Consider the following 24,938-nt stretch of genomic DNA (forward strand, 5'->3'; position numbering starts at 1 on the left):
TGTCTGGAGAAATTATTATGGCGAAAGAATTTGGTCGCCCGCAGCGCGTTTCTCAGGAATTGCAGAAAGAAATTGCCATTATCCTGCAGCGTGAAATTAAAGACCCGCGTCTGGGCATGATGACTACCGTTTCTGGGGTCGAAGTCTCCCGTGACCTGGCGTATGCCAAAGTATTTGTGACCTTCCTGAACGACAAAGACGAAGATGCCATCAAAGAAGGCATCAAAGTTCTGCAGGACGCGTCGGGCTATATCCGAACTTTAGTTGGCAAGGCAATGCGTCTGCGCATCGTGCCTGAGCTGACCTTCTTCTACGATAACTCGCTGGTTGAAGGGATGCGCATGTCTAACCTGGTTTCCAATGTCATCCGTCATGATGACGAGCGTCGCGTGAATACGGACGACAGCAAGGAGGATTGATGAGTCGTCCTCGTCGTCGCGGTCGTGATATTCATGGTGTACTGTTGCTCGATAAGCCTCAGGGCCTTTCGTCCAACGACGCACTGCAAAAAGTAAAACGTCTTTATAACGCGAACCGCGCGGGTCATACCGGGGCGCTGGATCCGCTGGCGACCGGTATGCTGCCGATTTGCCTTGGTGAAGCGACGAAGTTCTCCCAGTACCTGCTGGACTCCGACAAACGTTATCGCGTGATTGCCAAACTTGGGCAGCGCACGGACACGTCAGATGCCGACGGCATTGTGGTTCAGGAGCGCCCGGTTAACTTTAGCACCGAGCAGCTTGCTGCCGCGCTGGAGAGCTTCCGCGGGGATACCGAGCAGGTTCCATCGATGTACTCTGCGCTTAAGCATCAGGGTAAGCCCCTGTACGAATACGCGCGCGCGGGGATTGAGGTTGAACGTGAAGCTCGCCCAATCACGGTGTACGAGCTGTTGTTTATTCGCCATGAAGGGGATGAACTGGAGCTGGAAGTCCATTGCTCTAAGGGAACGTACATTCGTACGATCGTTGACGATCTCGGTGAAAAACTTGGCTGTGGGGCGCATGTTATCTTCCTGCGTCGTCTGGCTGTAAGTAAATATCCGATTGAGCGGATGGTCACTCTGGAGCAGCTTAATGAGCTGGTAGAACAGGCACATCGGCAGGGGCGCGAGCCAGCGGAAATGCTGGATCCGCTGCTGATGCCGATGGACAGCCCAGCCTCCGATTTCCCGCTGGTGAATTTGCTGCCTGAAGTTGCCGTCTACTTTAAAAACGGTAATCCAGTTCGGGTGGCAGGCGTTCAGGCCGAAGGGTTGGTGCGCGTCACCGAAGGCGAAGAGAAGAAATTCATCGGTATGGGTGAAATCGATGGCGAGGGCCGGGTTGCTCCGCGTCGTCTGGTCGTCGAATATCCCGTCTGACTTTTGCCGCTACCTTGCGGTAAAAGGGCGCTACAGGTAAAATAGCGCGGCTTAACGGCTGGCCGATTGTTTAACAAACGGTTCAGGCGTGCACTGGGGTTGCTGAATTAGAGATCGGCACCCTGTTTATTTATCTATAATGTTGGAGTTGAAAATGTCTCTAAGCGTTGAAGCTAAAGCTAAAATCGTTTCCGAGTTTGGTCGTGGTACTAACGACAGCGGTTCTACCGAAGTTCAGGTTGCACTGCTGACTGCACAGATTAACCACCTGCAGGGTCACTTTGCAGAGCACAAAAAAGATCACCACAGCCGTCGTGGTCTGCTGCGTATGGTTTCTCAGCGTCGTAAACTGCTCGACTACCTGAAACGTAAAGATGTAGCACGTTACACTGGCCTGATCGAGCGCCTGGGTCTGCGTCGCTAGTTCTTGCGAGTTTCAGAAAAAGGGGCCTGTAAGGGCCCCTTTTTTCAACCAGACGGCAGCAATTCTATGGAAACTAATGTATTGTTGCTGAGTGTGATCTTTATTGCAGAGGTTCGCGCGGCTAATGAGAGGCTTTACCCGTCAGAGCGGGTTAGGATTGTCATTAGTCGCGAGGATGCGATGAAGGTCGGGTACCAACGGCGGCGCGTGAAGCCACGTGCTGCCCGTCATTTTAAAGGATCTTATTTTGCTGAATCCGATCGTTCGTAAATTCCAGTATGGCCAGCATACGGTCACGCTTGAAACCGGCATGATGGCTCGCCAGGCTACCGCTGCTGTAATGGTAAGCATGGATGACACCGCGGTATTCGTTACCGTTGTTGGCCAGAAAAAAGCCAAGCCAGGCCAGGACTTCTTCCCGCTGACCGTTAACTATCAGGAGCGTACCTACGCTGCTGGTCGTATCCCAGGTAGCTTCTTCCGTCGTGAAGGCCGTCCAAGCGAAGGGGAAACCCTGATTGCGCGTCTGATTGACCGCCCGGTTCGCCCGCTGTTCCCTGAAGGTTTCGTCAACGAAGTGCAGGTTATCGCCACCGTTGTCTCCGTTAACCCACAGGTTCACCCTGATATCGTAGCCATGATCGGTGCTTCTGCAGCACTGAGCCTGTCCGGTATTCCGTTTAACGGCCCAATCGGTGCCGCTCGTGTGGGTTACATCAATGACCAGTACGTGCTGAACCCGACCGCTGAAGAACTGAAAACCAGCAAGCTGGATCTGGTTGTTGCCGGTACCGAAAGCGCAGTGCTGATGGTTGAATCCGAAGCTGAACTGCTGAGCGAAGACCAGATGCTGGGTGCCGTTGTCTTCGGTCACGATCAGCAGCAGGTTGTCATCAAAGAAATCAACGCGCTGGTTGCCGAAGCCGGCAAACCACGTTGGGACTGGCAGCCTGAGGCCGTGAACGAAGCGCTGAATGCGCGCGTTGCCGCGCTGGCTGAATCCCGTCTGAGCGATGCTTACCGCATCACTGAGAAGCAAGAGCGTTATGCACAGGTTGACGTCATCAAAGCTGACGTTATCGCGACGCTGACCGCAGAAGACGAATCTCTGGATGCCGCTGAACTGTCTGACATTCTGCACGCTATCGAGAAAAACGTTGTTCGTAGCCGCATCCTGGCTGGTGAACTGCGCATCGATGGCCGCGAAAAAGACATGATTCGTGGTCTGGACGTGCGTACTGGTGTTCTGCCGCGCACTCACGGTTCTGCACTGTTCACTCGTGGTGAAACTCAGGCGCTGGTTACCGCCACGCTGGGTACTGCACGTGACGCACAGACGCTGGACGAGCTGATGGGCGAGCGCACTGACAGCTTCCTGTTCCACTACAACTTCCCTCCGTACTCCGTAGGCGAGACCGGGATGGTAGGTTCGCCTAAGCGTCGTGAAATTGGTCACGGCCGTCTGGCGAAGCGTGGCGTTCTGGCCGTTATGCCAGAAGCTGACAAATTCCCGTACACCGTTCGTGTGGTTTCTGAAATCACCGAATCTAACGGTTCTTCTTCCATGGCCTCTGTGTGCGGTGCATCTCTGGCACTGATGGACGCTGGTGTGCCAATCAAAGCCGCCGTTGCGGGCATCGCGATGGGCCTGGTGAAAGAAGGCGACAACTTTGTTGTTCTGTCCGACATTCTGGGTGACGAAGATCACCTGGGTGACATGGACTTCAAAGTAGCCGGTAGCCGTGAAGGTATCTCTGCGCTGCAGATGGATATCAAAATCGAAGGTATCACCCGCGAAATCATGCAGGTGGCTCTGAACCAGGCTAAGGGTGCGCGTCTGCACATTCTGGGCGTGATGGAGCAGGCTATCGACGCACCGCGTGGCGATATTTCTGAGTTCGCACCACGTATTCACACCATTAAAATCAACCCAGACAAGATCAAAGACGTGATCGGTAAGGGTGGGGCTGTAATTCGTGCGCTGACTGAAGAAACCGGCACCACCATCGAAATCGAAGATGACGGTACCGTTAAAATCGCAGCGACCGACGGCGACAAAGCGAAACACGCTATCCGTCGTATCGAAGAGATCACCGCGGAAATCGAAGTGGGCCGTATCTATAACGGTAAAGTCACTCGTATCGTTGATTTCGGTGCGTTTGTTGCTATCGGCGGCGGTAAAGAAGGTCTGGTTCACATCTCTCAAATCGCCGACAAGCGCGTAGAGAAAGTGACTGACTATCTGCAGATGGGTCAGGAAGTTCCGGTGAAAGTACTGGAAGTTGACCGTCAGGGCCGCGTCCGTTTAAGCATTAAAGAAGCAACCGAGCAGTCTCCGGCAGAAGGTGCAGCACCAGCCGCGCCAGAAGCTGAGTAAGGTTTGCCAATTAAGCTCTCCATGGTGACATGGAGAGCTGTTTGTTACGGGACAGGATGTCTCGTTTGCAGCCGGGGGACAGGACGTTCATCCATTTGTTGTCTTCGGGAGTAGGAAATGAAGCCTTTTTTGCGCTGGTGTTTCGTTGCGACAGCTATCACGCTGGCCGGATGCAGCAACTCTGCCTGGCGTAAGAACGAAGTATTAGCGGTGCCATTGCAGCCTACGCTGCAGCAGGAAGTGATTCTGGCACGCATGGAACAAATACTTGCCAGTCGGGCTTTAACCGATGACGAACGCGCACAGCTTTTATATGAGCGCGGAGTGTTGTATGATAGCCTCGGTCTGAGGGCTCTGGCGCGGAATGATTTTTCACAAGCGCTGGCCATCCGTCCCGATATGCCTGAAGTATTCAATTACTTAGGCATTTATTTAACGCAGGCAGGCAATTTTGATGCTGCCTATGAAGCGTTTGATTCTGTACTTGAGCTTGATCCAACTTACAACTACGCGCACTTAAATCGCGGTATCGCCCTCTATTACGGTGGTCGTTATCGTTTAGCGCAAGATGATCTGCTGGCGTTTTATCAAGACGATCCCAACGATCCTTTCCGTAGCCTGTGGCTCTATATTGCTGAACGCAATTTGGACGAAAAACAGGCCAAAGTGGCGCTACAACAGCGTCTCGAGAAATCGGATAGAGAGCAATGGGGATGGAATATTGTCGAGTTCTACCTGGGCAACATTAGCGAAAAAGAGCTAATGGAACGCCTCAAGGCGGACGCAACGGATAACACCTCGCTCGCTGAGCATCTCAGTGAAACCAACTTCTATTTAGGTAAGTACTACCTAAGTCTGGGGGATAAGGACAGCGCCAAGGCACTGTTCAAGTTAGCGGTTGCTAACAACGTACACAACTACGTTGAGCATCGTTATGCATTGTTGGAATTAGCGCTCTTGGGCCAGGAGCAAGACGACCTGGCAGAATCGGACCAGCAATAGCTGACGAACAACGATCGTCCCATAAACTTTTTAACTAAAGTCATCACCTTCACGGGTGAGGGCGTTTTTGTTCGTTAATCAATCAAATTTGAGCCGGTTCACACTTTTCAATGAAAATTGCAGATCAATTTCACGATGAGTTACGTAGACTGGCCGCCATCAACGAGGCACATGTACTACATGACTGATATCATCGAAACCACTTTTTCTGATCTGGGGCTGCACGCCTCCATCATTCAGGCCCTGAACGATCTGGGCTACGAAAAGCCATCACCCATTCAGGCTGAGTGTATCCCACACCTGCTGAATGGCCGCGACGTTCTGGGTATGGCCCAGACCGGTAGTGGTAAAACCGCAGCGTTCTCTCTGCCGCTGCTGAACAACCTCGATCCTGAGCTGAAAGCACCGCAAATCCTGGTGCTGGCCCCGACCCGCGAACTGGCGGTTCAGGTTGCTGAAGCCATGACGGATTTCTCTAAACACATGCACGGCGTGAACGTTGTTGCCCTTTACGGCGGTCAGCGTTATGACGTGCAGCTGCGCGCTCTGCGTCAGGGACCACAGATTGTTGTGGGTACCCCAGGGCGTCTGCTTGACCACCTGAAACGCGGCACTCTGAACCTGTCCGGCCTGAAAGGTCTGGTCCTGGACGAAGCGGACGAAATGCTGCGTATGGGCTTCATCGAAGACGTTGAAACCATCATGGCGCAGATCCCGGCTGAACATCAGACCGCGCTGTTCTCTGCCACCATGCCGGAAGCGATTCGTCGTATTACCCGTCGCTTCATGAAAGATCCTCAGGAAGTGCGCATTCAGTCCAGCGTGACTACTCGCCCGGACATCAGCCAGAGCTTCTGGTCTGTTTACGGCATGCGTAAAAACGAAGCGCTGGTTCGTTTCCTGGAAGCAGAAGACTTTGATGCGGCGATTATCTTCGTTCGTACCAAAAACGCGACTCTGGAAGTGGCTGAAGCGCTGGAGCGTAGCGGTTATAACAGCGCCGCACTGAACGGTGACATGAACCAGGCGCTGCGTGAGCAGACCCTGGAGCGCCTGAAAGATGGTCGTCTGGATATCCTGATCGCCACCGACGTTGCGGCTCGTGGCCTGGACGTGGAGCGTATCAGCCTGGTTGTTAACTACGACATCCCGATGGACTCCGAGTCTTACGTTCACCGTATCGGCCGTACCGGTCGTGCTGGCCGTGCTGGCCGTGCGCTGCTGTTCGTTGAGAACCGCGAACGTCGCCTGCTGCGCAACATCGAACGCACCATGAAGCTGACGATTCCTGAAGTAGAACTGCCAAACGCAGATCTGCTGGGTGAGCGTCGTCTGGCTAAATTCGCCGCTAAAGTTCAGCAGCAGCTGGAAAGCAGCGATCTGGATCTGTACCGTGGCCTGCTGGCAAAAATTCAGCCTTCCGCTGAAGAAGAGCTGGACATCGAAACGTTGGCTGCAGCACTGCTGAAAATGGCTCAGGGTGAACGTCCTCTGATCCTGCCACCAGATGCACCGATGCGCCCACGTCGCGAATTCAAAGAGCGTGACGATCGCTTCGAACGTCGCGGCGACCGTAATGACCGTGGCCCACGTGGCGACCGTCCAGAGCGTGGTGGTGAAGATCGTCCGCGTCGCGAACGTCGTGATGCTGGCGATATGGAACTGTACCGCATTGAAGTGGGCCGTGATGATGGGGTTGAAGTTCGTCACATCGTTGGCGCTATCGCTAACGAAGGCGACATCAGCAGCCGTTACATCGGTAACATCAAGCTGTTCGGGACCCACTCCACCATCGAGCTGCCGAAAGGCATGCCGGGTGAAGTTCTGCAGCACTTTACCCGCACTCGTATTCTGAACAAGCCGATGAATATGCAACTGCTGGGTGACGCGCAGCCTCGTCCAGAGCGCAGTGGCGAACGCCGCGGCGGTCGTGACGGCGGTGGCCGTGGCTTCGGCGGCGAGCGTCGTGAAGGCGGTCGTGGCCCACGTCGCGAAGGCGCTGGTGCCGGTGCTGGCCGTAGCTTCAGCGGTGAACGCCGTGAAGGTGGCCGTGGCCCGCGTCGCGAAGACGGAGCTGCAACCGCTCGTCGTCGCTTCGGTGATGCATAATTGACCTATAATCTGCCGTATTACTTTTAAACGGCAGTGATAAAAGCCCCGGTTATTGCAATCGGGGTTTTTTTTATCCCTTTTGTACTCATGTACTGGTACAATGAACCACATAAGACAATTTCGTCGTGCTCAGTTTTTCAGGGATTCGATATGACAACGTTAACCGCCCCCGGCACAAAGCCTTCGTTAATTGGCGGGGTGATGATCATCGGTGGGACAATCATTGGTGCAGGGATGTTTTCGCTCCCGGTGGTGATGTCGGGGGCCTGGTTCTTTTGGTCGCTGGCTGCGCTGGTCTTCACCTGGTTCTGCATGCTGCATTCCGGGCTGATGATCCTGGAGGCGAACCTGAACTACCGCATCGGCTCCAGCTTCGACACTATCACTAAAGATCTGCTGGGGCGCGGCTGGAACGCGATCAACGGCCTGTCGATTGCGTTTGTGCTTTATATCCTGACTTACGCCTATATTTCTGCCAGCGGCTCCATCCTGCATCATACGTTTTCAGAGATGTCGCTGGACGTGCCGGCTCGCCTGGCGGGGCTGGCCTTTGCGCTGGCTGTGGCGTTTATCGTCTGGCTGAGTACCAAAGCGGTTAGCCGCATGACGGCCATTGTGCTTGGTGCCAAAGTCATCACTTTCTTCCTGACCTTCGGCAGCCTGCTTGGGCACGTCACGCCAGTAACGCTATTTAACGTGGCGGAGAGCAATGCCTCCTACACGCCCTATTTATTAATGACGCTGCCGTTCTGCCTGGCCTCTTTTGGCTATCACGGCAATGTACCTAGCCTGATGAAGTATTACGGCAAAGATCCTCGCACCATTATTCGCTGCCTGGTTTACGGCACGCTGATGGCGCTGGGGCTGTATACCATCTGGCTGCTGGGAACGATGGGGAATATTCCACGCCCTGAGTTTATTGGCATCGCGGAGAAGGGCGGCAACATTGACGTGCTGGTGCAGGCGCTGAGCGGCGTGCTCAACAGCCGAAGCCTAGATTTGTTACTGGTGGTGTTCTCGAACTTTGCGGTGGCGAGCTCATTCCTCGGCGTCACGCTGGGGTTGTTCGATTACCTGGCGGATCTGTTTGGGTTTGACGATTCCTCACTGGGGCGTTTGAAAACGGCGCTGCTGACTTTCGTCCCGCCGATTGTCGGCGGCCTGCTGTGGCCGAATGGCTTCCTGTATGCGATTGGCTATGCGGGACTGGCGGCGACTATCTGGGCGGCCATTGTCCCTGCGCTGCTGGCGAGAAAATCACGTAAACGCTTCGGCAGCCCGAAATTCCGCGTCTGGGGTGGCAAGCCGATGATTGCCCTGATTCTGATCTTTGGCGTGGGTAATGCGCTGGTACACATCCTGTCTACCTTCGACGTCCTGCCGGTTTATAAATAAATACTAACGGGCCCTCCGAGCTGAGAGGGCCCCACACCACGTTAGCCTAAAAGCTCTTCTTTCACCTGCATGGCCAAATCGAACGAATGTAAGCGCGCCTGGTGATCGAAAATCTGGCCGTTAACCATAATTTCATCCGCTTCAGTTTCACGCAGAACGGACTCCAGGCCGTGGCGCACCTTCGCTTTATCCCCCACCAGAGACATGCTCAGTGCCTGCTGAACCCCATATTGCTCAGAGGCAGACCAAAGCTGGTGCATATTCTCCACCGGTGGCGGAAGCTGCCCGGTTTCACCGCGACGGAGGCGAACAAAAGCCTGCTGCATGGAAGTAAACAGGAACTCGGCATCGCGGGTGCTGTCTGCCGCCACGATATTGATGCAGACCATCGCGTAAGGTTTTGCCATCCGCTCGGACGGCTTGAAGTTTTCGCGGTAGAGCTGCAGCGCCCGGAACAGCATATCTGGCGCAAAGTGCGAGGCAAAAGCAAACGGCAGGCCCAGCTGTGCCGCTAGTTGAGCGCCGTACAGGCTGGAGCCCAATAGCCAGACCGGTACCTTTTCGCCATAACCTGGGACGGGGCGTACATGCGGGTTCGGATCGCGGGCATCAAACCAGTCCACCAGCTCAGCAACATCCCGGGGGAAGTTATCCACGTCGCCGCTCATATGGCGTCGCAGCGCCCTCATGGTCGGCTGATCGCTGCCCGGCGCACGACCAAGTCCGAGATCGATACGCCCCGGATAAAGCGCATTGAGGGTACCGAACTGCTCGGCAATCACCAGCGGTGAATGGTTCGGCAGCATCACGCCGCCGGAACCTAAATGCAGCGTGGTGGTATTCGCGGCCAGGTAACCAATCAGCACCGAGGTTGCCGCGCTGGCAATACCGACCATATTGTGATGTTCCGCCAGCCAGTAGCGATGGTAGCCGCGTTTTTCGGCCAACCGGGCGAGATCCAGAGAGTGGGAAAAAGCCTCCTGCGCCGAGGAGCCTTGAGGGATCGGCGCTAAATCCAGCACCGAGAAAGCAACATTTTTGTCAGTCATAACCGCTCACTTTAGTTACAGCGTAGTCATCAGATTGAAGGTCTTCTTCCAGCCTGGCGCAGGAATACCGCGCCGGCCAGAAAAGCTGCACTTTTAATAGTGCATTAAACGATGACCAAATTTGTTAACAAAGTGAGCTATTATCAGGCCCGAAGCTCCAGCCCGGCGACGCGTCGCCAGTAGCCGTTACAGTCGCTGCGGTTGGCCAGCGGCAGCGGTGCGCTACCGTTCTCATTAGCGCGGAAGGCGTTCAAAATATCCAGCGTCCCTAAGCCCATGGGGGACAGACGAACAATATCCACCAGCCCTTTCATCGACGTCAGCTCATTGCCGAGGTTATAGACATAGCCGCTCATGGTCTGAATGCCGTTCAGCACAAAGACCTGCTGCTGCTCCTGAGAGCGCATATCCCGGCCATTGGGGTACTTAATGCAGCAAGTTTCGCATTCGTCCTTGGCGCGGTCTTCGGAGCGGGCGGTAAAGCAGCGGGCGGAATAAGCCAGCGGCAGATGGCCGTAGCTCAGCACTTCCACTTCGAATTTGTTACGAATGCCGAGCTCATCGCACTGGTTGAGCATATTGGCTAACCAGTCGCGGGAAAGCTCGACCGGCATACACCAGCGCGTCATGCCCTGTTTTAATAACAGGCGCAGCGTCACGGCGTTATAGCAGTTGAGCGCATGCCCGGCGACAAACGGCAGTTTGCGCTCGGCGGCCATATTCACGCTGCCGATATCATTGGCTTCAATCAGAAAGTCGCCGTTTTCTACATAGCGCTTCAGTTCCCCCAATTCTGACGGAGCCTGCACCAGCGCCAGCGTGGAAAGCACCACCTGCTTGCCCTGGCCTGCGAGCATTTTCGCCATATCCAGCCAGTCGCTAACTTTGGTTGCCCGGCGCTTGCTGCATACCGCTTCGCCCAGGTAAATCACATCGGCCCGGCTTTTCGCCGCGGCCTGATAAAACTTTTCCAGCGTCTCTTTTGGCCAATAGTAAAGCACCGGCCCTAATGAATATTTCATGCTTTTCCCTACTGCCATTTGCGGTGATAGGCACCAAGCGTTGTTTGCGTGCCTTCGGCCATAGATCCCAGGGTCTCCATCCAGGTAGGTTGGGCCTGGTAGCCTTTGGGATCGGCCATACAGCGATCGATAGCCTGGCGCCAGACTTTTGCCACCTGAGTCACATAAGCCGGACTGCGCTGGCGGCCCTCGATTTTCACCGACGCAATATTGGCGGCGAGCAGCTCCGGCAGCAGTTCGAGCGTGTTAAGGCTGGTGGGTTCTTCCAGCGCGTGGTAAGGCCTGTCGTCAACCAGATAACGCCCTTTGCAGAGGGTGGGATAGCCCGCATTTTCGCCGTCTTGATAGCGGTCAATCAGCACGTCGTTGAGACGGGACTCCAGCCCCTGGGACGTTTGTTGCCAGCGTACAAAGCGAGCGGGGGAGCAGGCACCCACGGTATTGGGCGACTCGCCGGTAAGGTAAGACGAAAGATAGCAACGCCCTTCCGCCATAATGCACAGGCTGCCAAAAGCGAAGACTTCCAGCGGTACTGGCGTGACGCGAGCGAGCTGTTTGACCTGATGAATAGAAAGCACGCGCGGGAGCACCACGCGGGCAACATCGAAGTGGCGATGATAAAACCGGATCGCTTCTTCATTGGTGGCCGAAGCCTGCACCGATACATGGCGCTCGATGTGTGGATAGCGCTCAGCGGCATATTCCAGCATGGCTAAATCTGCCAGGATCAGCGCATCGGCCCCCAGTTGGGCGGCCATATCAACCGCCCGCTGCCAGCGGGAGTAGCCGTCCGGGTGGGCAAAAGTATTGATGGCAATATGCAGCTTACGGCCGCGAAGATGCACGTAGCTGACGGCTTCCTGCAGCTTTTTCTCGGTGAAATTAAGACCAGCAAAATGACGCGCATTGGTATCATCTTTCAGGCCGATGTACACCGCATCTGCACCGTTATCGATGGCCGCTTTCAACGCCGGAAGGTTTCCGGCCGGGCAAAGCAACTCCATATTTTATCCTGAATCATAGGGGGCATGAATACGTGCCCGCGCTGCACAGGGACGGGCAGCATAATTGTTAACGAACCGGGATTTTAGTTAACCTGTCGGCGACAATTTTTGATTTGGGGCAGAGAAAGGCGTATTGCTTAGTGTAGCCGCCGCCAATTCGGCCCCTCAGCAACCTGCGGAATTGTTGATTTGGCGCGCCATCGGGAATTGTCGTTATGGCAAAATAGCGACAAATCTTTTAAAGGAGTTAAACCCGTGTTCGATAAACTGCGTTCTCGCCTGGTTCAGGCTGGTCCTTCTTTGCTGCGGGTTCCGGTCAAGCTAACCCCTTTTGCCGTTAAGCGTCAGGTCCTGGAGCAGGTGCTGGGCTGGCAGTTCCGTCAGGCGCTGCAGGATGGCGAGCTGGACTTTCTTGCAGGCCGCTGGCTAAGTATTGAAGTACGCGATCTGGGCCTGAAGTGGTTTACTTCCGTTGAGGACAATAAGCTGCTGGTGTGCGACGATGCACCTGCAGATGTGAGCTTTAGCGCTGAGGCCAACGATCTGTTGCTGATCGCCGCTCGCAAGCAGGATCCTGATACCCTGTTTTTCCAGCGTCGTCTGGTCATTGAAGGCGACACGGAACTCGGGTTATATGTGAAGAATCTAATGGATGCCATTGAGCTGGATGCCATGCCTAAACCGCTGCGCATCCTGCTATTACAGCTGGCTGATTTTGTTGAGGCGGGTTTGAAACACAACGCCGCCCCTGAAGGTAATTCGATAGGTGAGCCATGTTAATTCGTGTAGAAATTCCCATTGATGCACCCGGCATCGACGCGCTGCTGCGCCGTTCCTTTGAAGGTGAGGGTGAAGCTGAGCTGGTGAAAGCACTGCGGGAAGACGGGCTGTTAACGCTGGGTCTCGTCGCCACCGACGATGAAGGGCAGGTGATTGGCTACGTGGCCTTCAGCCCGGTCGCTGTAGAAGGCGAAGAGCTGCAGTGGGTGGGGCTTGCACCGCTGGCGGTAGATGAGTCGGTTCGCGGGCAGGGCATTGCCAAACAGCTGGTATACGAAGGGCTGGATTCTCTGAATGAGTTTGGCTATGCCGCCGTGGTCACGCTGGGTTCGCCGGAGATGTATGGTCATCTTGGCTTCCAGCCTGCGGCCCGTTACGATCTGCGCTGCCGCTGGCCTGGCACCGAAGCGGCATTCCAGGTTCATCCGCTGGCGGATGATGCCCTGAACGGCGTCAGTGGCCTGGTAGAATATTCTGACCACTTCAACACCGTTTAGCGAGTTTCCCCTTGAAGGCTTGCGAGCAGGTCTTCAAGGGCTACCTTGCCCACTACCAGCCTCTCTTTCTCGGCCTTGCTCAACTGTTTAATTCGGTATTCGGCCCGCAGCGCCAGCGACCGGTTGCCCACCACCTGACTAAATACCAGATCCAGCTCCCCCTTGCCGCGCAGCGCCTTGGCTCCTTTCCCTGACTGATGCTGGGCAAAGCGGCGAGCTACGTCGGTGGTGATGCCGGTATAAAGGCGGTTATCGGGGCAGCGAATTAAATAGAGATACCAGGGAGTCATAGGGCGGGCGCATAATTAACATTTGTCGCAGAGTAACACTGTTCAGGATGACGATGGAATCACTCAATGCCATCAGCCGCTGGCTGACAAAACAACATGTTCTCAGCTACTGCGTGGGCAGTGGGCACTCGCTTTGGTGCGCGAACGCGTTTTACATTTTCGACCCTGAACGCGTGGCCTTTTATCTGTTGAGCGAGACTTCATCCCGCCACGGTGAGCTGATTGGGGAGCAGGCCCCGGTCGCCGGGACGATAAACGGCCAGCCCAAAACCGTGGCGCTTATCCGGGGCGTACAGTTCCGGGGGGAAATTCGTCTGCTGGCGGCAGAAGAAGCGGCTGACTTTCGTATTCGCTACCTGAAGCGTTTCCCGATAGCCAAAGTCATGTCGGCCCCGATGTGGGAAATTCGGCTGGATGAGCTAAAAATGACGGACAACACGCTCGGCTTCGGGAAAAAGCTACACTGGCTACGTGACGAGTAAATTCATTCTCAGGAGGCAGTATGAGTCGTGTTCTGATCGTCGGCGCCACGGGGCTTGTGGGCGGCCATTTACTCCGCCTGCTTAGTCAGGACTCGCGCATCACCTCAATTGTGGCGCCCACCCGCCGCCCGCTGCCGGTAGCGCTGAACAAGGTTGTTAATCCACACGATCCACAGCTGTCAGACGCGTTCGTGCAGGTCACGGAACCGGTTGATACGGTCTTTTGCTGCCTGGGTACAACACTTCGTGAGGCCGGCAGCAAAGAGGCGTTTATCCTGGTCGATTACACACTTGTCGTGGACGCCGCTCTTACGGGCCAGCGGCTTGGGGCAAAACAGATGCTGGTGGTCAGCGCGCTGGGCGCGAACAGCCGCTCGCCGTTCTTCTACAACCGCGTGAAGGGTGAAATGGAAGATACGCTGATAGCGCAAACCTGGCCGCGTCTGACTATTGCCCGCCCCTCAATGCTGCTGGGACATCGCCAAACCCGTCGCTTAAACGAAGTCGTCATGCTGCCGATTTTTAAAATGCTGCCCGGCAATCTCAAAGCCATTGAATCGCTGGACGTGGCAAAAGCCCTGCTTTTTGAAGCGTTCAACCCCGTTCGGGAAGGAGTAACGATTGTTAATTCTGCCGAACTACGAGAACGCGCTCAGTACTATGCCGTGGAGTAATTATTCCAGAGAGCTTATGTGGCATTATTTACGTTGGTTTTGTAAATAAAAGCCACATTATTACGTGGCTTTTTAATAGCAAAGGCATGCCGCTCAATAAACTATTGAGAAGATAACTGTCAGGTGTTAAAGGCTAAATATTAAAAGGATTGCAGGTAATCAATATATCCTTTGGCGCTATTTTCCAGCTGCTGGGCGGAAACTTCATATTCAGCCCCATAAAATGCGTAGAAGGGCTGATAATCCGCCTCGACATATTTCGCGGTCATTTCAAACGGCAGAAGTATTTCCTGTAACGAATGCTCATAGCGCCCATCACGAGAAAAATCCGCCTCTTTAATACCGGCGCTTACCGCCAGCGCGAACTTACGGCCTCTGAGCTTATGCCCGCTGGTAGAGCCGTAGGCCCAGCCATAGGTAAAGACCTCATCCAGCCACTGCTTTAACAACGGTGGGCTATTAAACCAGTACAGCGGAAATTGCAGAATAATTTTATCGTGTTGTTCAATCAGTTTCTGCTCCCTTTCCACATCAATAACGCCATCTGGATAAGCCTGATAAAGATTGTGGACGGTATATAACGCTGGATGATTTTCTAATTCACTTATCCAACGCTTATTAATTTTAGACTCATTAATATTCGGATGAATAACAACAATTAACGTCTTCATGGTTAATTCCTCTTGAGGTCGCTGTCCATTATCGTTTGTTTGATGTTTGCATCATAGGGAGCTTTAAATTAAAGTACAATACTGTCATTGTTGATATGTACTATACCAAAGGATAGTGTTATGAGCGAAAAGGCTGTGCCGGATTCTTGCGCATTTATGGGCGACACGGGCTTTGCCTACACGCTGTCGCTGGTGAATGGGAAATATAAAATGATCATTCTCTATGCGCTGGCTGAGCATAAGCCGGTGATTCGCTTCAACGAGCTCAAGCGCAGCATTGAGACTATTTCGTTCAGAACCCTGAGCCTGACGCTGAAAGAGCTGGAGAATGACGGGTTGATTATACGGAACGAATATCCGCAAATTCCACCCAAGGTAGAGTACAGCCTTTCAGAGCGTGGTAAGTCGCTGATCCCGGTGTTGGATATGATGTGTGAATGGGGAAACGTACACCGCTATGATGTGCTGCAGTGAAGCTTCCCGCCGGCTATCGGGAAGCCTGATTTAACGCAGATGATGAACGACCTGGTTACTGCTGCCTCGCCAGATAAGCGCCGGGTCTTTTAAATCCTGAACAAACTTGCCGTCCACCAGCACGTTGATTAACGCTAACACTTCCTGCTGTGCGGCGTTCAGTTCATCAATCTTATATCCCGTCCACACCCAGATGTCCTTGCCTGGGCATTCGGCACGCACGCGCTGCACCAGCTTTAGAATCTCGGGCACGTTCTGCGGATGCAGCGGATCGCCGCCCGAAAGTGAGATTCCCTGGCGCTTAACGCGGGTGTCGTTCAGGTCGGTAATAATGCGATCGGCCATTTCTGCGGTAAACGGCATGCCCGAATTTACGCGCCAGGTGCTTTTGTTGTAGCAGCCGGGGCATTCATGCACGCAGCCTGAGACAAACAGCGTGCAGCGAGTGCCGGGGCCATTGACGATGTCGACGGGGTAGTACTGGTGATAATTCATTTTCGCATCTCAATTGACGCCATAGCTGTCTCACTCACCCTGGCCCTCTGTCACAGGAGAGGGAGAAAACCAGCGCGCGGCGTAAGTATTTACACAGACTGTTCCCTCTCCCCTTAGGGGAGAGGGTTAGGGTGAGGGGAGTTCGCTTTATGGCTTAACCGATCTGCCCGTTGCCCAGGTGCTTCACTCGGCGCTTAACTTCTTCCTGCTTGCCGGCGTTAAACGGACGTGCGTCCGGGCTGCCGAGATAACCGCATACGCGGCGGGTAACCGACACGCGCGCCGCATCGTGGTTACCGCATTTCGGGCAGGTAAAGCCCTTGCTGGTACATTCGAACTCGCCGGTGTAGCCGCACTCGTAGCATTCATCGATTGGCGTATTGGTGCCGTAGTAAGGCACGTGCTTGTAGCTGTAATCCCACACATCTTCCAGCGCCCGCAGGTTGTGCTGGATGTTTGGGTACTCGCCGTAGCAAATGAAGCCGCCGTTAGCCAGCGGTGGATACGGTGCTTCGAAGTCGATTTTGTCGTAAGGATTTACCTTTTTCTCCACGTCGAGGTGGAAGCTGTTGGTGTAGTAGCCTTTGTCGGTAACGCCAAGCACGACGCCGAACTCAGCGGTATCCAGACGACAGAAGCGGTCGCACAGGTTCTCACTTGGCGTGCTGTAGAGGCTAAAGCCGTAGCCGGTTTCTGCCTTCCAGCTGTCGGTGGCTTCGCGCAGACGAGTCACGATAGCAACGGCTTTTTCTCGCAGGGCTTCGCTGTCGTACACGTGCTGGTTACCGAACAGGGCGTTCACCGTTTCGTGGATGCCGATGTAGCCCAGGGAAATAGACGCCCGGCCATTTTTAAAGATCTCAGACACGTCGTCGTCGGCCTTCAGGCGCACGCCGCAGGCGCCTTCCATATAGAGGATCGGGGCCACTCGGGCTTTGACGCCTTCCAGGCGGGCAATGCGGGTCATCAGCGCTTTACGCGCCAGCAGGAGGCGATCGTCCAGCAGTTTCCAGAAGGTGGCTTCATCCCCTTTGGCTTCCAGCGCAATGCGCGGCAGGTTCAGGCTGATCACGCCGAGGTTGTTACGCCCGTCGTGGATCTGCTCGCCGTTTTCTTCGTATACGCCGAGGAAGCTGCGGCAGCCCATTGGCGTTTTAAACGAACCGGTGACTTTCACCACCTGATCGTAATTAAGAATGTCCGGGTACATGCGTTTGGACGCGCATTCCAGTGCCAGTTGCTTAATGTCGTAGTTGGCGTCGCCGAACTTATGGTTCAGACCGTCCTGGATCGCAAAGACCAGTTTTGGGAACACCGCGGTCTTGCGATTTTTACCCAGGCCGGCGATGCGGTTGCGCAGAATCGAAGTCTGGATCAGGCGTGATTCCCAACGGGTACCGAGGCCAAAACCAAAGGTGACAAACGGCGTCTGCCCGTTGGCGGTATGCAGGGTATTCACTTCGTATTCAAGGGACTGGAAGGCGTCGTAGCACTCCTTCTCTGTGCGGGAGTGAGCATATCCCTCCGCGTCGGGGATCTGCCACTCTTCAGCAATTTTACGGTGCTTGTTAAAGCTTTCGGTCACAAACGGGGCCAGCACTTCGTCGATGCGGTTGATGGTGGTTCCGCCGTAAATATGGCTGGCAACCTGGGCGATGATCTGCGCGGTAACCGCCGTTGCGGTAGAAATGGATTTTGGCGGTTCGATTTCGGCGTTACCCATTTTAAAACCGTGGGTCAGCATACCTTTGAGATCGATAAGCATGCAGTTGAACATCGGGAAAAACGGAGAGTAGTCGAGATCGTGATAGTGAATATCGCCGCGCTCGTGCGCGAGCACCACGTCGCGCGGCAGCAGGTGCTGCTTGGCATAGTGCTTGGCGACGATCCCGGCCAGCAGGTCGCGCTGAGTGGGGATCACTTTACTGTCTTTGTTAGCGTTCTCGTTGAGCAGGGCGGAATTAGTCTGCTCAACCAGGCCACGAATTTCCTGGTTCAGGCGGCCACGCTTCTCGCGCTCAATATCGCGGTCATGGCGATACTCAATATAGGCGCGCGCCAGCTGCTTGTAGTTTCCGGCCATGAGCTGGTTTTCTACGGCGACCTGGATCTCGCCGATGTCGACCTGGCTGCGACCGGCCATCTGCTGACTGACGATATCTGCGACGGTGGCGCAATAGTCCGCGTCATCGACTCCCGCTGCTTTAGCTGCACGCAGAATGGCTTCTCTGATGCGCTCTGAAGTGAAAGGTACCTTGCACCCGTCTCTTTTCATCACATGCGGTGTCATGATTTCTCCGTTTATTTTTAGGTTATCCACAAATGTAGGGGGATCTCCGGGAGCTCGTAGCCAGTTGTCCTGCCAAAATTTCCCGAAAGTTGGCCCTTTTTATCCACAGATAATCCCCAAGCTTATCCTGAGGGCGTTGTCGTTATAATAGTCGATGAATACAACATGTAGGGCCGGGATGCATTCTAAGTTCTATATATAGTGATTTGCATCAAACATGTTTGCGATTTTATTGATTCAGAACAAAGTAAATCGGGGGCGGTAGAAACGGCGGGCGTTGTCTATGGGAGGGAAATTATCCGATTAATTTTTCGTATAAATATTCTACAAAAACCCGAGTCTTTGGCGGGATTTTTCCTCCGGCATACTTCACCCAGAGCTGCTGCGGCTCGGGGGCTGAACCCTGCAAAATCGGCACTAACTTGCCTTCGGTGATGGGACGGGTGAGATACCAGTCGGCGAGATAAACGATCCCCATGCCGGACAGCGCGGCATCCATCAGAGAATCCGGTGAGGTGGAGATAAACCAGGCTGAAGGCTCATCAAACAGCGTTTCGTTATTCATCCATTGCTGAAGGCGCCCGGTGCCGGAGTTGCGGTGGATGAGGCAGCGATGCTTCGCGAGATCTTCCGGCGTTTGTGGCGTTCCGTGTTGAGCTAAATAGGCCGGTGACGCCGCCGTAATCATTTTCGAGGTATACAGCTCGCGCGCCACCACGCGGTTATCTCTTACCGTGCGGTGGCCGATGGCCACGTCAATGCGCTCGCCAATGAGGTTGACGCTGCGGGCTTCCATCGACATCTCAAAGCGAATCAGCGGATAGCGCCGCTGGAATTCGGCCAGGATCGGCATCAGGCAGTGGCGGCCAAAGCCAGGGATCACGCTGACGCGCAGCAGCCCCGAAGGTTCCGCCCCCGGATTAACCAGCGCCTGGTTCAGAGCCTGCCACAGCGGAGCGACCTCTTCACGCAGCGCAGTCCCTTCTTCGGTCAGCACCACAAAGTGCGTATTGCGCACAAAGAGCACGATGCCCAGCCGCAGTTCAAGCTGACGTATGCTTTTACTCACCGCCGCGGGCGTAATGCCCAACTGACGGGCTGCCTCGGAAAAACTCTGGCAGTCTGCCGCCGCCAGAAAAGCGGGAATGAGCCGATGAACGTCAGCGGAAAGCATCATACTTGTAACCTTTGGTTGAAACAGATGTGCCATGTTATGGACTACAGGTAAGTCCTGTCATCTGAAAAGATAGCCTCATCCCAAAAATGAGGTCTGAAAGATGAATAAAATATTAGTGCTGGCGGCACATCGTGCCCCTGAAGAATCCCGTATTAACCGCGCTGGCGTTACGGCCCTGAAAAGCATCGCAGGCGTCACCGTGCACGAACTTAAGCGTGAGTACCCGGATCATCAGATTGACGTTGAGCGTGAACAGGCGCTGCTGGTGGAACATGACGCGATTGTGCTGATGTTCCCGTTCTGGTGGTACAGCTCCCCGGCGATCCTCAAAGACTGGCAGGATCAGGTGCTAACCTTTGGCTTTGCCTACGGGACTAACGGCACCGCGCTGCACGGCAAAAAGCTGATGGTCATGACGTCGACGGGCGGCCAGGCGGAGGCTTATCGTGCAGAAGGTGCTAACCGCTACACGGTGGAAGAGCTGCTGCTGCCGTTCCACGCGATGGCGAATAAGACCGGTATGATCTGGCAGGCTCCTGCGCTTATTCAGGGGGCGAATACGATTACGGAAGTGCTGATCGACGAAGGCGTTAACGGCTGGCTGAGCCGGGTTCAGGCGCTAAAAGGGTGATTTCCCCTCATCCCGGCCCTCTCCCCAAAGGGGCGAGGGGGCAAACAACGGGGTAAAGCAGTACTCAATCTATTCCCTCTCCCTTTCAGGGAGAGGGGTAGGGTGAGGGTCAGAAGCGACATTGGGGGTTGTCAGTAATCAGACTAACGCTTAATCCAGTACACCGCCTCAAACGGCCTCAGGCTCATCTCCGCAGGTTTAGGGGCGGCATCAGCGTAGTTACTCATCAGTACTTCCCATTCACCTTCGTGCCCTTCCAGCTGCAGCCATTGCGCCTCTGCGCTAAGGTTTGCGGCAACTACCAGCGTCTGGCCTTCATGTTGGCGGCTGTAGCTCCACACCAGCGGGTGCTCCGGCAGCAGATCCTGATAATTCCCCCAGGTCAGCACCGGTTCTGCCTTACGCAGCTTGATCAACTGCTGGTAGGTATAGAAGACCGACTCTTTGTCCTCCAGCGCCGCTGCGGCGTTGACCGTCTGGTAGTTATCGCACAGGCCAATCCACGGCGTGCCTTCGCTAAAGCCGGCATTACTGCCCGCATCCCACTGCATCGGCGTGCGGCTGTTGTCGCGTGACTTACTGGCAAGAATAGCCATCAGCGTGTTGCTGTCGCGTCCAAGGGTTCGCAGCTCGGCAAACATATTCAGGCTTTCCACGTCGCGGTACTGATCGATGCTGGAGAAATGCGGATTGGTCATCCCAATCTCTTCCCCCTGATAGATGTACGGCGTGCCTTGCATGCCGTGCAGCACCATCGCCAGCATCTTCGCGGAGGTGGTTCGCAGCTCGCCTTCGTGACCAAAACGGGACACGATGCGCGGCTGGTCGTGGTTACACCAGAACAACGCGTTCCATGCCACGTTGTGCATACCCTGCTGCCAGTGGTTGAAGATTGACTTCAGCTCCACGTAGTCAGGTTTTGCCAGCGTCCATTTCTCACCGCCAGGATAATCCACCTTGAGGTGATGGAAGTTAAAGGTCATCGACAGCTCGCTGCCGTCGAGAGCGCCATATTTCTGGCAGTTATCCAGCGAGGTGGAGGACATCTCGCCGACGGTCATCAGGCCGAGCGGCTTAAAGGCATCGCGGCTGAATTCCCGCAGGTACTCGTGAACCCGTGGGCCATCGGTGTAAAAACGACGCCCATCCCCGCCGTGCACGTCATTCGGGAACGTCTGGTCTTTTGAAACCAGGTTAATTACGTCGAGGCGCAGGCCGTCTACGCCGCGGTTGGCCCAGAACTCGCAAACCTTCTTCAGCTCGGCGCGAACCGTCGGGTTTTCCCAGTTAAGGTCTGCCTGCTCAGGCGCGAAAAGATGCAGATAGTATTGCCCGGTTTCCGCCTGCCACTGCCAGGCGTTGCCGCCAAACTTAGAACGCCAGTTATTCGGCAGAATATCCGGCGTGCCGTCGCGCCAGATATAGAACCCGCGGTACGGGCTGTGTTTATCCTGCGCCTGCTTGAACCAGTCGTGCTCCGTGGAGGTGTGGTTAAACACCATATCGAGCACCAGACGAATACCGCGCTTGTGGGCTTCGGCCACCAGCAAATCAAAATCTTCCAGCGTGCCGTAGGTCGGATCTATCGCGCAGTAGTCAGCGACGTCGTAGCCGTTATCTATCTGAGGCGACACATAAAACGGCGTCAGCCAAATGGCATCTACACCCAGCGTTTTGAGGTAATCCAGACGCTGAATCACGCCCTTCAGATCGCCGGTCCCGCTGCCGGTCGTGTCCTGGAAACTCTTCGGGTAAATCTGGTAGATGACGCCGTTCTGCCACCACGGAGGAGTGATATTCATAGCGAGTTCCTGCTAGCTGAAGGGGCGGAATTGCCCCATAAACTGATGACAAACTTCTGGCAGTAGAAAGAACCGTAAGTGCCATCAAAAATAAACAAGGAAAATCAACGGGCTGATTTTCAGCTGATAACCCACAAAGCGAGAAAAAGTCACTTTGCTCTGACGAAAAGGGGGCATTTCTGCCCCCGGTTTATCTCACTACACCACCAGCAGCGTGCCCTGGCGGAATTTACGCTTGTAGACGATGGAGGTCAGGATAATCGGCACAATCACCGCGATAACAATTGCAATGGCGTAGACGCCCCAGAACTTAGGCTGAATGGACAGGATGCCCGGCAGACCGCCGACGCCAATCCCGTTCGCCATCACGCCGTTCAGGCCGCACAGCAGGCCAGCCAGGCCGGAACCGACCATCGCGCACAGCATCGGGAAGTGGTACTTCAGGTTGATCCCGTACATAGCCGGTTCGGTGACGCCGAGGTAGGCAGAAATGGCCGCCGGGACGGAGATTTCACGTTCATTCTGCTTGCGGCTACAGATAATGATGCCGACAACCGCAGAAGCCTGCGCGATGTTAGACAGCGCAATCAGCGGCCAAACCGGTGTCCCGCCCAGGCTCTGGATCATCTGCATGTCGATGGCCAGCGTGGTCTGGTGAACGCCGGTAATCACCAATGGTGCATACAGGAAACCAAACAGCGCGGCGCCGATAGGGGCGAAGCTGCCGGTCATCAGGTGGCGAACCGCGAACGCCACGCCGTCGCCGATCATACGGCCAAACGGCCCGATGACGGTGTGCGCCAGGAAAACAGCCAGGATCAGCGAGCAAACCGGCACGATAACCAGATAAAGATAATCCGGCACGATGCGCTTCATCCGAGTTTCGATGAAGCCGAGCGCCAGACCGGCCAGCAGCGCCGGGATAACCTGCGCCTGGTAACCGACTTTCTCAATAGTGAACCAGCCGAAGTTCCACACTTCCGGGATCTTGGTGCCCAGTTCGTAGGCGTTCATCAGCTGCGGGGAGACCAGCGTAACGCCCAGCACGATGCCGAGGATCGGCGTGCCGCCCATTTTCTTCACCGCAGACCAGCAAATGCCCACCGGCAGATAGAAGAAGATCGCTTCACCAATCAACCACAGGAAGTCATAGACGGTTTTCAGCGCCGGGTACATCTGGGCAAGGGTTTCCCCGTTGCTCATCGGCAGGTCGCCAATGACGTTACGGAAGCCCAGGATCAGGCCTCCGCTGATCAGCGCAGGCAGCAGCGGGAAGAAGATCTCTGCGAAGTGGGAGATCAGCTGCTCGTGCCATTTCATGTTTTGACGCGCCGCCGTTTTGGCCTGCTCTTTGTCGGCGGAGTCCAGCCCGGTCGTGGCGATCAGCGCTATGTAGTAATCATCCACATCGGTACCGATAACCACCTGGAACTGGCCGGCATTGGTAAAGCAGCCTTTCACCATGGGCAGATTTTCGATCTCTTTAGGATGGGCATTTTCGGGATGGTTCAGCACAAAACGCAGTCGGGTAATGCAGTGGCTGACGGTGGCGATATTCTCGCGCCCGCCAACCAGTTCGATCAGTTTGTCGATGTCTTGTTGTTTTACTTTGCTCATAAGTAACACCCTGGGTAGGAGGTAATGACCTGTTGTAAGGGTAGCCAGGTTTCTATTTTGCGAAAATGGGAACGTTCCCGAAACCGGGCGAAGATCACAAAATCCCGATCAGGGGCGGCTTTATTGCAGGTGACTAGGGATGACGATTTGCCGCAGCTGTTGGCCCTGAGAAATCTGCCCGATCAGCTGTAAAGCCGCGGCGCGACCGGCTTCGGCGTAGCCTGGGTCAACGGTAATGATTTCAGGATGCAAGAATTTCATCAGCGGCGTGTTCCCCACGCTCGCCAGTTGAATATCGCTGCGGTTTTGCTGCTGGAGATATTTGCTTGCGCCCAGCGCCAGGGTGTCAGTGGCGCACAGCAGGGCGGTGGTTTTCGGGGTCAGAACTTCAACCACATGCTCGTAGCCCTGCTTCATGGCAAGGCCGGGCAGGGCGGCATTTGGAACGATATCGTGGTCACGGCAAAAAGCGAGATACGCCTGGTGGCGGCGGTAACCGGTGGTGACGTCGCCGTGCGGTACGCCAAGGAAGCTGATGTCCCGGTGACCCTGCTGATAAAGCGTGGACATCAGGATGTGAATAGAGCCTTCATCGTCATAACACACCGAAGCGAAGCCGCTGGCGTCTCGCGCCATCAGCACCAGCGTGGAACGCCATGGCTGCAGCACTTTCTCGTTGATGCCGGTGAAGCCAAACAGAATCACGCCGTCGATGTTGCGGCGGCGCAGCATGCCAAGATGCTCCTCAACCATCTCTGGTGAGAACTGGCTTTCCATCATGATCGGATCGTAGCCCTGCTCGTAAAGGCAAGGCAGCATGGTTTGCACCGCCAGATTTTCCGACAGGGAGTCCAGGCGGGTCACGATAATGGCGACGACTTTATCGCTTTGGCCCCGCATCGCGCGCGCCGAGCGGGAGGGGGAAAACTCATGCTGCTGCATTACCGCTTCAACCCGTTCCCGCGTGCGGGCGCTGACGCCGCTTTCATTGTTCAATACGCGAGAAACGGTAGATTTCCCCACGCCGCTCAGGCGGGCAATATCTTTGATGGTAAGGCGACTTTGCATGGTTGTTCTTTTCCCTGGCGGTCACGGTGCAAATTGGCTGGTTAGACAATGGCGGCTAGCCCTGTTCCCTTTGGGACACGAATGCGGTGATTGTCACTCGTTTGCCACCAACCTGTAATCCGGATTATTTAGAATATACTTATCAGGAGTAAAGTTTTAACGCGCTATCCCGTTCCCGATATGGGCAAAATCTGGTTTACAGACGGTTTAGTTTTACGGGCGTAGTATACCTGGCATTCTCA

General features: G+C 55.0%; 25 protein-coding genes. 14 read left to right on the forward strand and 11 right to left on the reverse strand.

Translation table 11 applies throughout. The annotated features are described in order from the left end of the window. The first annotated feature begins 17 nt into the window (after positions 1-17). The 8 genes from rbfA to mtr all read left to right on the forward strand — a co-directional run bounded on the left by rbfA (position 18) and on the right by mtr (position 8,673). On the forward strand, positions 18-419 hold the full coding sequence (gene rbfA, locus AAIE02_RS22340; RefSeq protein ID WP_008454782.1) for a 30S ribosome-binding factor RbfA: 402 nt from the start codon (positions 18-20) through the stop codon (positions 417-419). Then, positions 419-1,363, forward strand: coding sequence for a tRNA pseudouridine(55) synthase TruB (truB, locus tag AAIE02_RS22345; RefSeq protein WP_336982907.1), 945 nt, complete (start codon positions 419-421; stop codon positions 1,361-1,363). The genes rbfA and truB overlap by 1 nt, the downstream gene beginning before the upstream one ends. 154 nt (positions 1,364-1,517) lie before the next feature. Then, positions 1,518-1,787, forward strand: coding sequence for a 30S ribosomal protein S15 (gene rpsO / locus AAIE02_RS22350; RefSeq protein ID WP_008454776.1), 270 nt, complete (start codon positions 1,518-1,520; stop codon positions 1,785-1,787). Between the two features lie 247 nt (positions 1,788-2,034). Further along, a complete protein-coding gene (gene pnp / locus AAIE02_RS22355; RefSeq protein ID WP_008454773.1) occupies positions 2,035-4,164 on the forward strand; it encodes a polyribonucleotide nucleotidyltransferase in 2,130 nt (709 codons plus the stop codon). A 117-nt stretch (positions 4,165-4,281) separates the two neighbouring features. Continuing rightward, positions 4,282-5,166: a lipoprotein NlpI gene (gene nlpI / locus AAIE02_RS22360; RefSeq protein ID WP_008454770.1), complete on the forward strand. Its 885-nt coding sequence runs from the start codon at positions 4,282-4,284 to the stop codon at positions 5,164-5,166. 110 nt (positions 5,167-5,276) lie between these two features. After that, positions 5,277-5,354, forward strand: a complete 78-nt coding sequence (gene yrbN, locus AAIE02_RS22365) for a protein YrbN (RefSeq protein ID WP_099458804.1) — start codon at positions 5,277-5,279, stop codon at positions 5,352-5,354. Further along, complete coding sequence (locus tag AAIE02_RS22370; RefSeq protein ID WP_008454769.1) at positions 5,347-7,275, forward strand: DEAD/DEAH family ATP-dependent RNA helicase; 1,929 nt, start codon at positions 5,347-5,349, stop codon at positions 7,273-7,275. Before yrbN ends, AAIE02_RS22370 begins: the two co-directional genes overlap by 8 nt. A 153-nt stretch (positions 7,276-7,428) precedes the next feature. After that, complete coding sequence (gene mtr, locus AAIE02_RS22375) at positions 7,429-8,673, forward strand: tryptophan permease (protein WP_008454767.1); 1,245 nt, start codon at positions 7,429-7,431, stop codon at positions 8,671-8,673. Positions 8,674-8,714: 41 nt separating this feature from the next. On the opposite strand, the gene AAIE02_RS22380 is transcribed toward mtr, so the two are convergent. The 3 genes from AAIE02_RS22380 to ubiU form a co-directional block, all read right to left on the reverse strand. Then, positions 8,715-9,722, reverse strand: coding sequence for a luciferase-like monooxygenase (locus tag AAIE02_RS22380; protein ID WP_498533265.1), 1,008 nt, complete (start codon positions 9,720-9,722; stop codon positions 8,715-8,717). A 143-nt stretch (positions 9,723-9,865) separates the two neighbouring features. Next, complete coding sequence (locus AAIE02_RS22385; RefSeq protein WP_498533266.1) at positions 9,866-10,744, reverse strand: U32 family peptidase; 879 nt, start codon at positions 10,742-10,744, stop codon at positions 9,866-9,868. A gap of 8 nt (positions 10,745-10,752) precedes the next feature. After that, the gene (ubiU, locus tag AAIE02_RS22390) at positions 10,753-11,748 is read right to left on the reverse strand and encodes a ubiquinone anaerobic biosynthesis protein UbiU (protein WP_008454763.1); all 996 of its coding nucleotides are present in this window, start codon (positions 11,746-11,748) and stop codon (positions 10,753-10,755) included. Between the two features lie 255 nt (positions 11,749-12,003). Here ubiU and ubiT point away from each other — a divergent pair, with 255 nt between their 5' ends. Beyond that, positions 12,004-12,528: a ubiquinone anaerobic biosynthesis accessory factor UbiT gene (ubiT, locus tag AAIE02_RS22395; RefSeq protein ID WP_039288056.1), complete on the forward strand. Its 525-nt coding sequence runs from the start codon at positions 12,004-12,006 to the stop codon at positions 12,526-12,528. Continuing rightward, positions 12,522-13,025 (forward strand): GNAT family N-acetyltransferase, encoded by a 504-nt coding sequence (locus AAIE02_RS22400; RefSeq protein WP_008454760.1) that lies wholly within the window; start codon positions 12,522-12,524, stop codon positions 13,023-13,025. The genes ubiT and AAIE02_RS22400 overlap by 7 nt, the downstream gene beginning before the upstream one ends. Here the strand turns inward: AAIE02_RS22400 and AAIE02_RS22405 are convergent. Continuing rightward, complete coding sequence (locus AAIE02_RS22405; RefSeq protein ID WP_336708962.1) at positions 13,022-13,315, reverse strand: GIY-YIG nuclease family protein; 294 nt, start codon at positions 13,313-13,315, stop codon at positions 13,022-13,024. The two genes, AAIE02_RS22400 and AAIE02_RS22405, sit on opposite strands and share 4 nt — an antisense overlap. Before the next feature lie 53 nt (positions 13,316-13,368). Between AAIE02_RS22405 and AAIE02_RS22410 the strand changes: the two genes are divergently transcribed. Together AAIE02_RS22410 and AAIE02_RS22415 are read left to right on the forward strand one after the other, a co-directional pair. Continuing rightward, positions 13,369-13,797, forward strand: coding sequence for a YhbP family protein (locus AAIE02_RS22410; protein WP_039298129.1), 429 nt, complete (start codon positions 13,369-13,371; stop codon positions 13,795-13,797). A 20-nt stretch (positions 13,798-13,817) separates the two neighbouring features. Then, on the forward strand, positions 13,818-14,471 hold the full coding sequence (locus AAIE02_RS22415) for an NAD(P)H-binding protein (RefSeq protein ID WP_498533267.1): 654 nt from the start codon (positions 13,818-13,820) through the stop codon (positions 14,469-14,471). Between the two features lie 140 nt (positions 14,472-14,611). Here the strand turns inward: AAIE02_RS22415 and AAIE02_RS22420 are convergent, their stop codons facing one another. Beyond that, complete coding sequence (locus tag AAIE02_RS22420) at positions 14,612-15,142, reverse strand: NAD(P)H-dependent oxidoreductase (RefSeq protein WP_498533268.1); 531 nt, start codon at positions 15,140-15,142, stop codon at positions 14,612-14,614. A 120-nt stretch (positions 15,143-15,262) separates the two neighbouring features. Between AAIE02_RS22420 and AAIE02_RS22425 the strand changes: the two genes are divergently transcribed. Next, on the forward strand, positions 15,263-15,616 hold the full coding sequence (locus AAIE02_RS22425; protein ID WP_166877814.1) for a winged helix-turn-helix transcriptional regulator: 354 nt from the start codon (positions 15,263-15,265) through the stop codon (positions 15,614-15,616). A 30-nt stretch (positions 15,617-15,646) separates the two neighbouring features. Here AAIE02_RS22425 and nrdG read toward each other — a convergent pair whose 3' ends face one another. The 3 genes from nrdG to AAIE02_RS22440 all read right to left on the reverse strand — a co-directional run bounded on the left by nrdG (position 15,647) and on the right by AAIE02_RS22440 (position 19,578). Then, positions 15,647-16,111, reverse strand: a complete 465-nt coding sequence (gene nrdG, locus AAIE02_RS22430) for an anaerobic ribonucleoside-triphosphate reductase-activating protein (RefSeq protein WP_498533269.1) — start codon at positions 16,109-16,111, stop codon at positions 15,647-15,649. A gap of 154 nt (positions 16,112-16,265) precedes the next feature. Then, positions 16,266-18,401: an anaerobic ribonucleoside-triphosphate reductase gene (gene nrdD / locus AAIE02_RS22435; protein ID WP_498533270.1), complete on the reverse strand. Its 2,136-nt coding sequence runs from the start codon at positions 18,399-18,401 to the stop codon at positions 16,266-16,268. Between the two features lie 295 nt (positions 18,402-18,696). Continuing rightward, complete coding sequence (locus AAIE02_RS22440) at positions 18,697-19,578, reverse strand: LysR family transcriptional regulator (RefSeq protein WP_008454738.1); 882 nt, start codon at positions 19,576-19,578, stop codon at positions 18,697-18,699. Positions 19,579-19,678: 100 nt separating this feature from the next. Here AAIE02_RS22440 and AAIE02_RS22445 point away from each other — a divergent pair, with 100 nt between their 5' ends. Next, positions 19,679-20,209, forward strand: a complete 531-nt coding sequence (locus tag AAIE02_RS22445; RefSeq protein ID WP_166995042.1) for an NAD(P)H-dependent oxidoreductase — start codon at positions 19,679-19,681, stop codon at positions 20,207-20,209. A 143-nt stretch (positions 20,210-20,352) separates the two neighbouring features. Here the strand turns inward: AAIE02_RS22445 and treC are convergent, their stop codons facing one another. The 3 genes from treC to treR form a co-directional block, all read right to left on the reverse strand. Beyond that, complete coding sequence (gene treC, locus AAIE02_RS22450) at positions 20,353-22,011, reverse strand: alpha,alpha-phosphotrehalase (protein ID WP_498533271.1); 1,659 nt, start codon at positions 22,009-22,011, stop codon at positions 20,353-20,355. Positions 22,012-22,209: 198 nt separating this feature from the next. Further along, a complete protein-coding gene (treB, locus tag AAIE02_RS22455) occupies positions 22,210-23,628 on the reverse strand; it encodes a PTS trehalose transporter subunit IIBC (RefSeq protein ID WP_498533272.1) in 1,419 nt (472 codons plus the stop codon). A gap of 120 nt (positions 23,629-23,748) precedes the next feature. Further along, positions 23,749-24,696, reverse strand: coding sequence for a trehalose operon repressor TreR (gene treR / locus AAIE02_RS22460; protein WP_008454725.1), 948 nt, complete (start codon positions 24,694-24,696; stop codon positions 23,749-23,751). Positions 24,697-24,938: the final 242 nt, after the last annotated feature.

The sequence above is a fragment of the Cedecea sp. Ae19-4 genome, from assembly GCF_059801165.1.

What these genes read in the sequence shown, in the direction of transcription:
- rbfA (WP_008454782.1), top strand. Translation starts at nt 18, where the DNA reads ATGGCGAAAGAATTTGGTCGCCCGCAGCGCGTTTCTCAGGAATTGCAG.
- truB (WP_336982907.1), top strand. Translation starts at nt 419, where the DNA reads ATGAGTCGTCCTCGTCGTCGCGGTCGTGATATTCATGGTGTACTGTTG.
- rpsO (WP_008454776.1), top strand. Translation starts at nt 1,518, where the DNA reads ATGTCTCTAAGCGTTGAAGCTAAAGCTAAAATCGTTTCCGAGTTTGGT.
- nlpI (WP_008454770.1), top strand. Translation starts at nt 4,282, where the DNA reads ATGAAGCCTTTTTTGCGCTGGTGTTTCGTTGCGACAGCTATCACGCTG.
- yrbN (WP_099458804.1), top strand. Translation starts at nt 5,277, where the DNA reads ATGAAAATTGCAGATCAATTTCACGATGAGTTACGTAGACTGGCCGCC.
- AAIE02_RS22370 (WP_008454769.1), top strand. Translation starts at nt 5,347, where the DNA reads ATGACTGATATCATCGAAACCACTTTTTCTGATCTGGGGCTGCACGCC.
- mtr (WP_008454767.1), top strand. Translation starts at nt 7,429, where the DNA reads ATGACAACGTTAACCGCCCCCGGCACAAAGCCTTCGTTAATTGGCGGG.
- AAIE02_RS22380 (WP_498533265.1), bottom strand. Translation starts at nt 9,722, where the DNA reads ATGACTGACAAAAATGTTGCTTTCTCGGTGCTGGATTTAGCGCCGATC.
- AAIE02_RS22385 (WP_498533266.1), bottom strand. Translation starts at nt 10,744, where the DNA reads ATGAAATATTCATTAGGGCCGGTGCTTTACTATTGGCCAAAAGAGACG.
- ubiU (WP_008454763.1), bottom strand. Translation starts at nt 11,748, where the DNA reads ATGGAGTTGCTTTGCCCGGCCGGAAACCTTCCGGCGTTGAAAGCGGCC.
- AAIE02_RS22400 (WP_008454760.1), top strand. Translation starts at nt 12,522, where the DNA reads ATGTTAATTCGTGTAGAAATTCCCATTGATGCACCCGGCATCGACGCG.
- AAIE02_RS22405 (WP_336708962.1), bottom strand. Translation starts at nt 13,315, where the DNA reads ATGACTCCCTGGTATCTCTATTTAATTCGCTGCCCCGATAACCGCCTT.
- AAIE02_RS22410 (WP_039298129.1), top strand. Translation starts at nt 13,369, where the DNA reads ATGGAATCACTCAATGCCATCAGCCGCTGGCTGACAAAACAACATGTT.
- AAIE02_RS22415 (WP_498533267.1), top strand. Translation starts at nt 13,818, where the DNA reads ATGAGTCGTGTTCTGATCGTCGGCGCCACGGGGCTTGTGGGCGGCCAT.
- AAIE02_RS22420 (WP_498533268.1), bottom strand. Translation starts at nt 15,142, where the DNA reads ATGAAGACGTTAATTGTTGTTATTCATCCGAATATTAATGAGTCTAAA.
- AAIE02_RS22425 (WP_166877814.1), top strand. Translation starts at nt 15,263, where the DNA reads ATGAGCGAAAAGGCTGTGCCGGATTCTTGCGCATTTATGGGCGACACG.
- nrdG (WP_498533269.1), bottom strand. Translation starts at nt 16,111, where the DNA reads ATGAATTATCACCAGTACTACCCCGTCGACATCGTCAATGGCCCCGGC.
- nrdD (WP_498533270.1), bottom strand. Translation starts at nt 18,401, where the DNA reads ATGACACCGCATGTGATGAAAAGAGACGGGTGCAAGGTACCTTTCACT.
- AAIE02_RS22440 (WP_008454738.1), bottom strand. Translation starts at nt 19,578, where the DNA reads ATGATGCTTTCCGCTGACGTTCATCGGCTCATTCCCGCTTTTCTGGCG.
- AAIE02_RS22445 (WP_166995042.1), top strand. Translation starts at nt 19,679, where the DNA reads ATGAATAAAATATTAGTGCTGGCGGCACATCGTGCCCCTGAAGAATCC.
- treC (WP_498533271.1), bottom strand. Translation starts at nt 22,011, where the DNA reads ATGAATATCACTCCTCCGTGGTGGCAGAACGGCGTCATCTACCAGATT.
- treB (WP_498533272.1), bottom strand. Translation starts at nt 23,628, where the DNA reads ATGAGCAAAGTAAAACAACAAGACATCGACAAACTGATCGAACTGGTT.
- treR (WP_008454725.1), bottom strand. Translation starts at nt 24,696, where the DNA reads ATGCAAAGTCGCCTTACCATCAAAGATATTGCCCGCCTGAGCGGCGTG.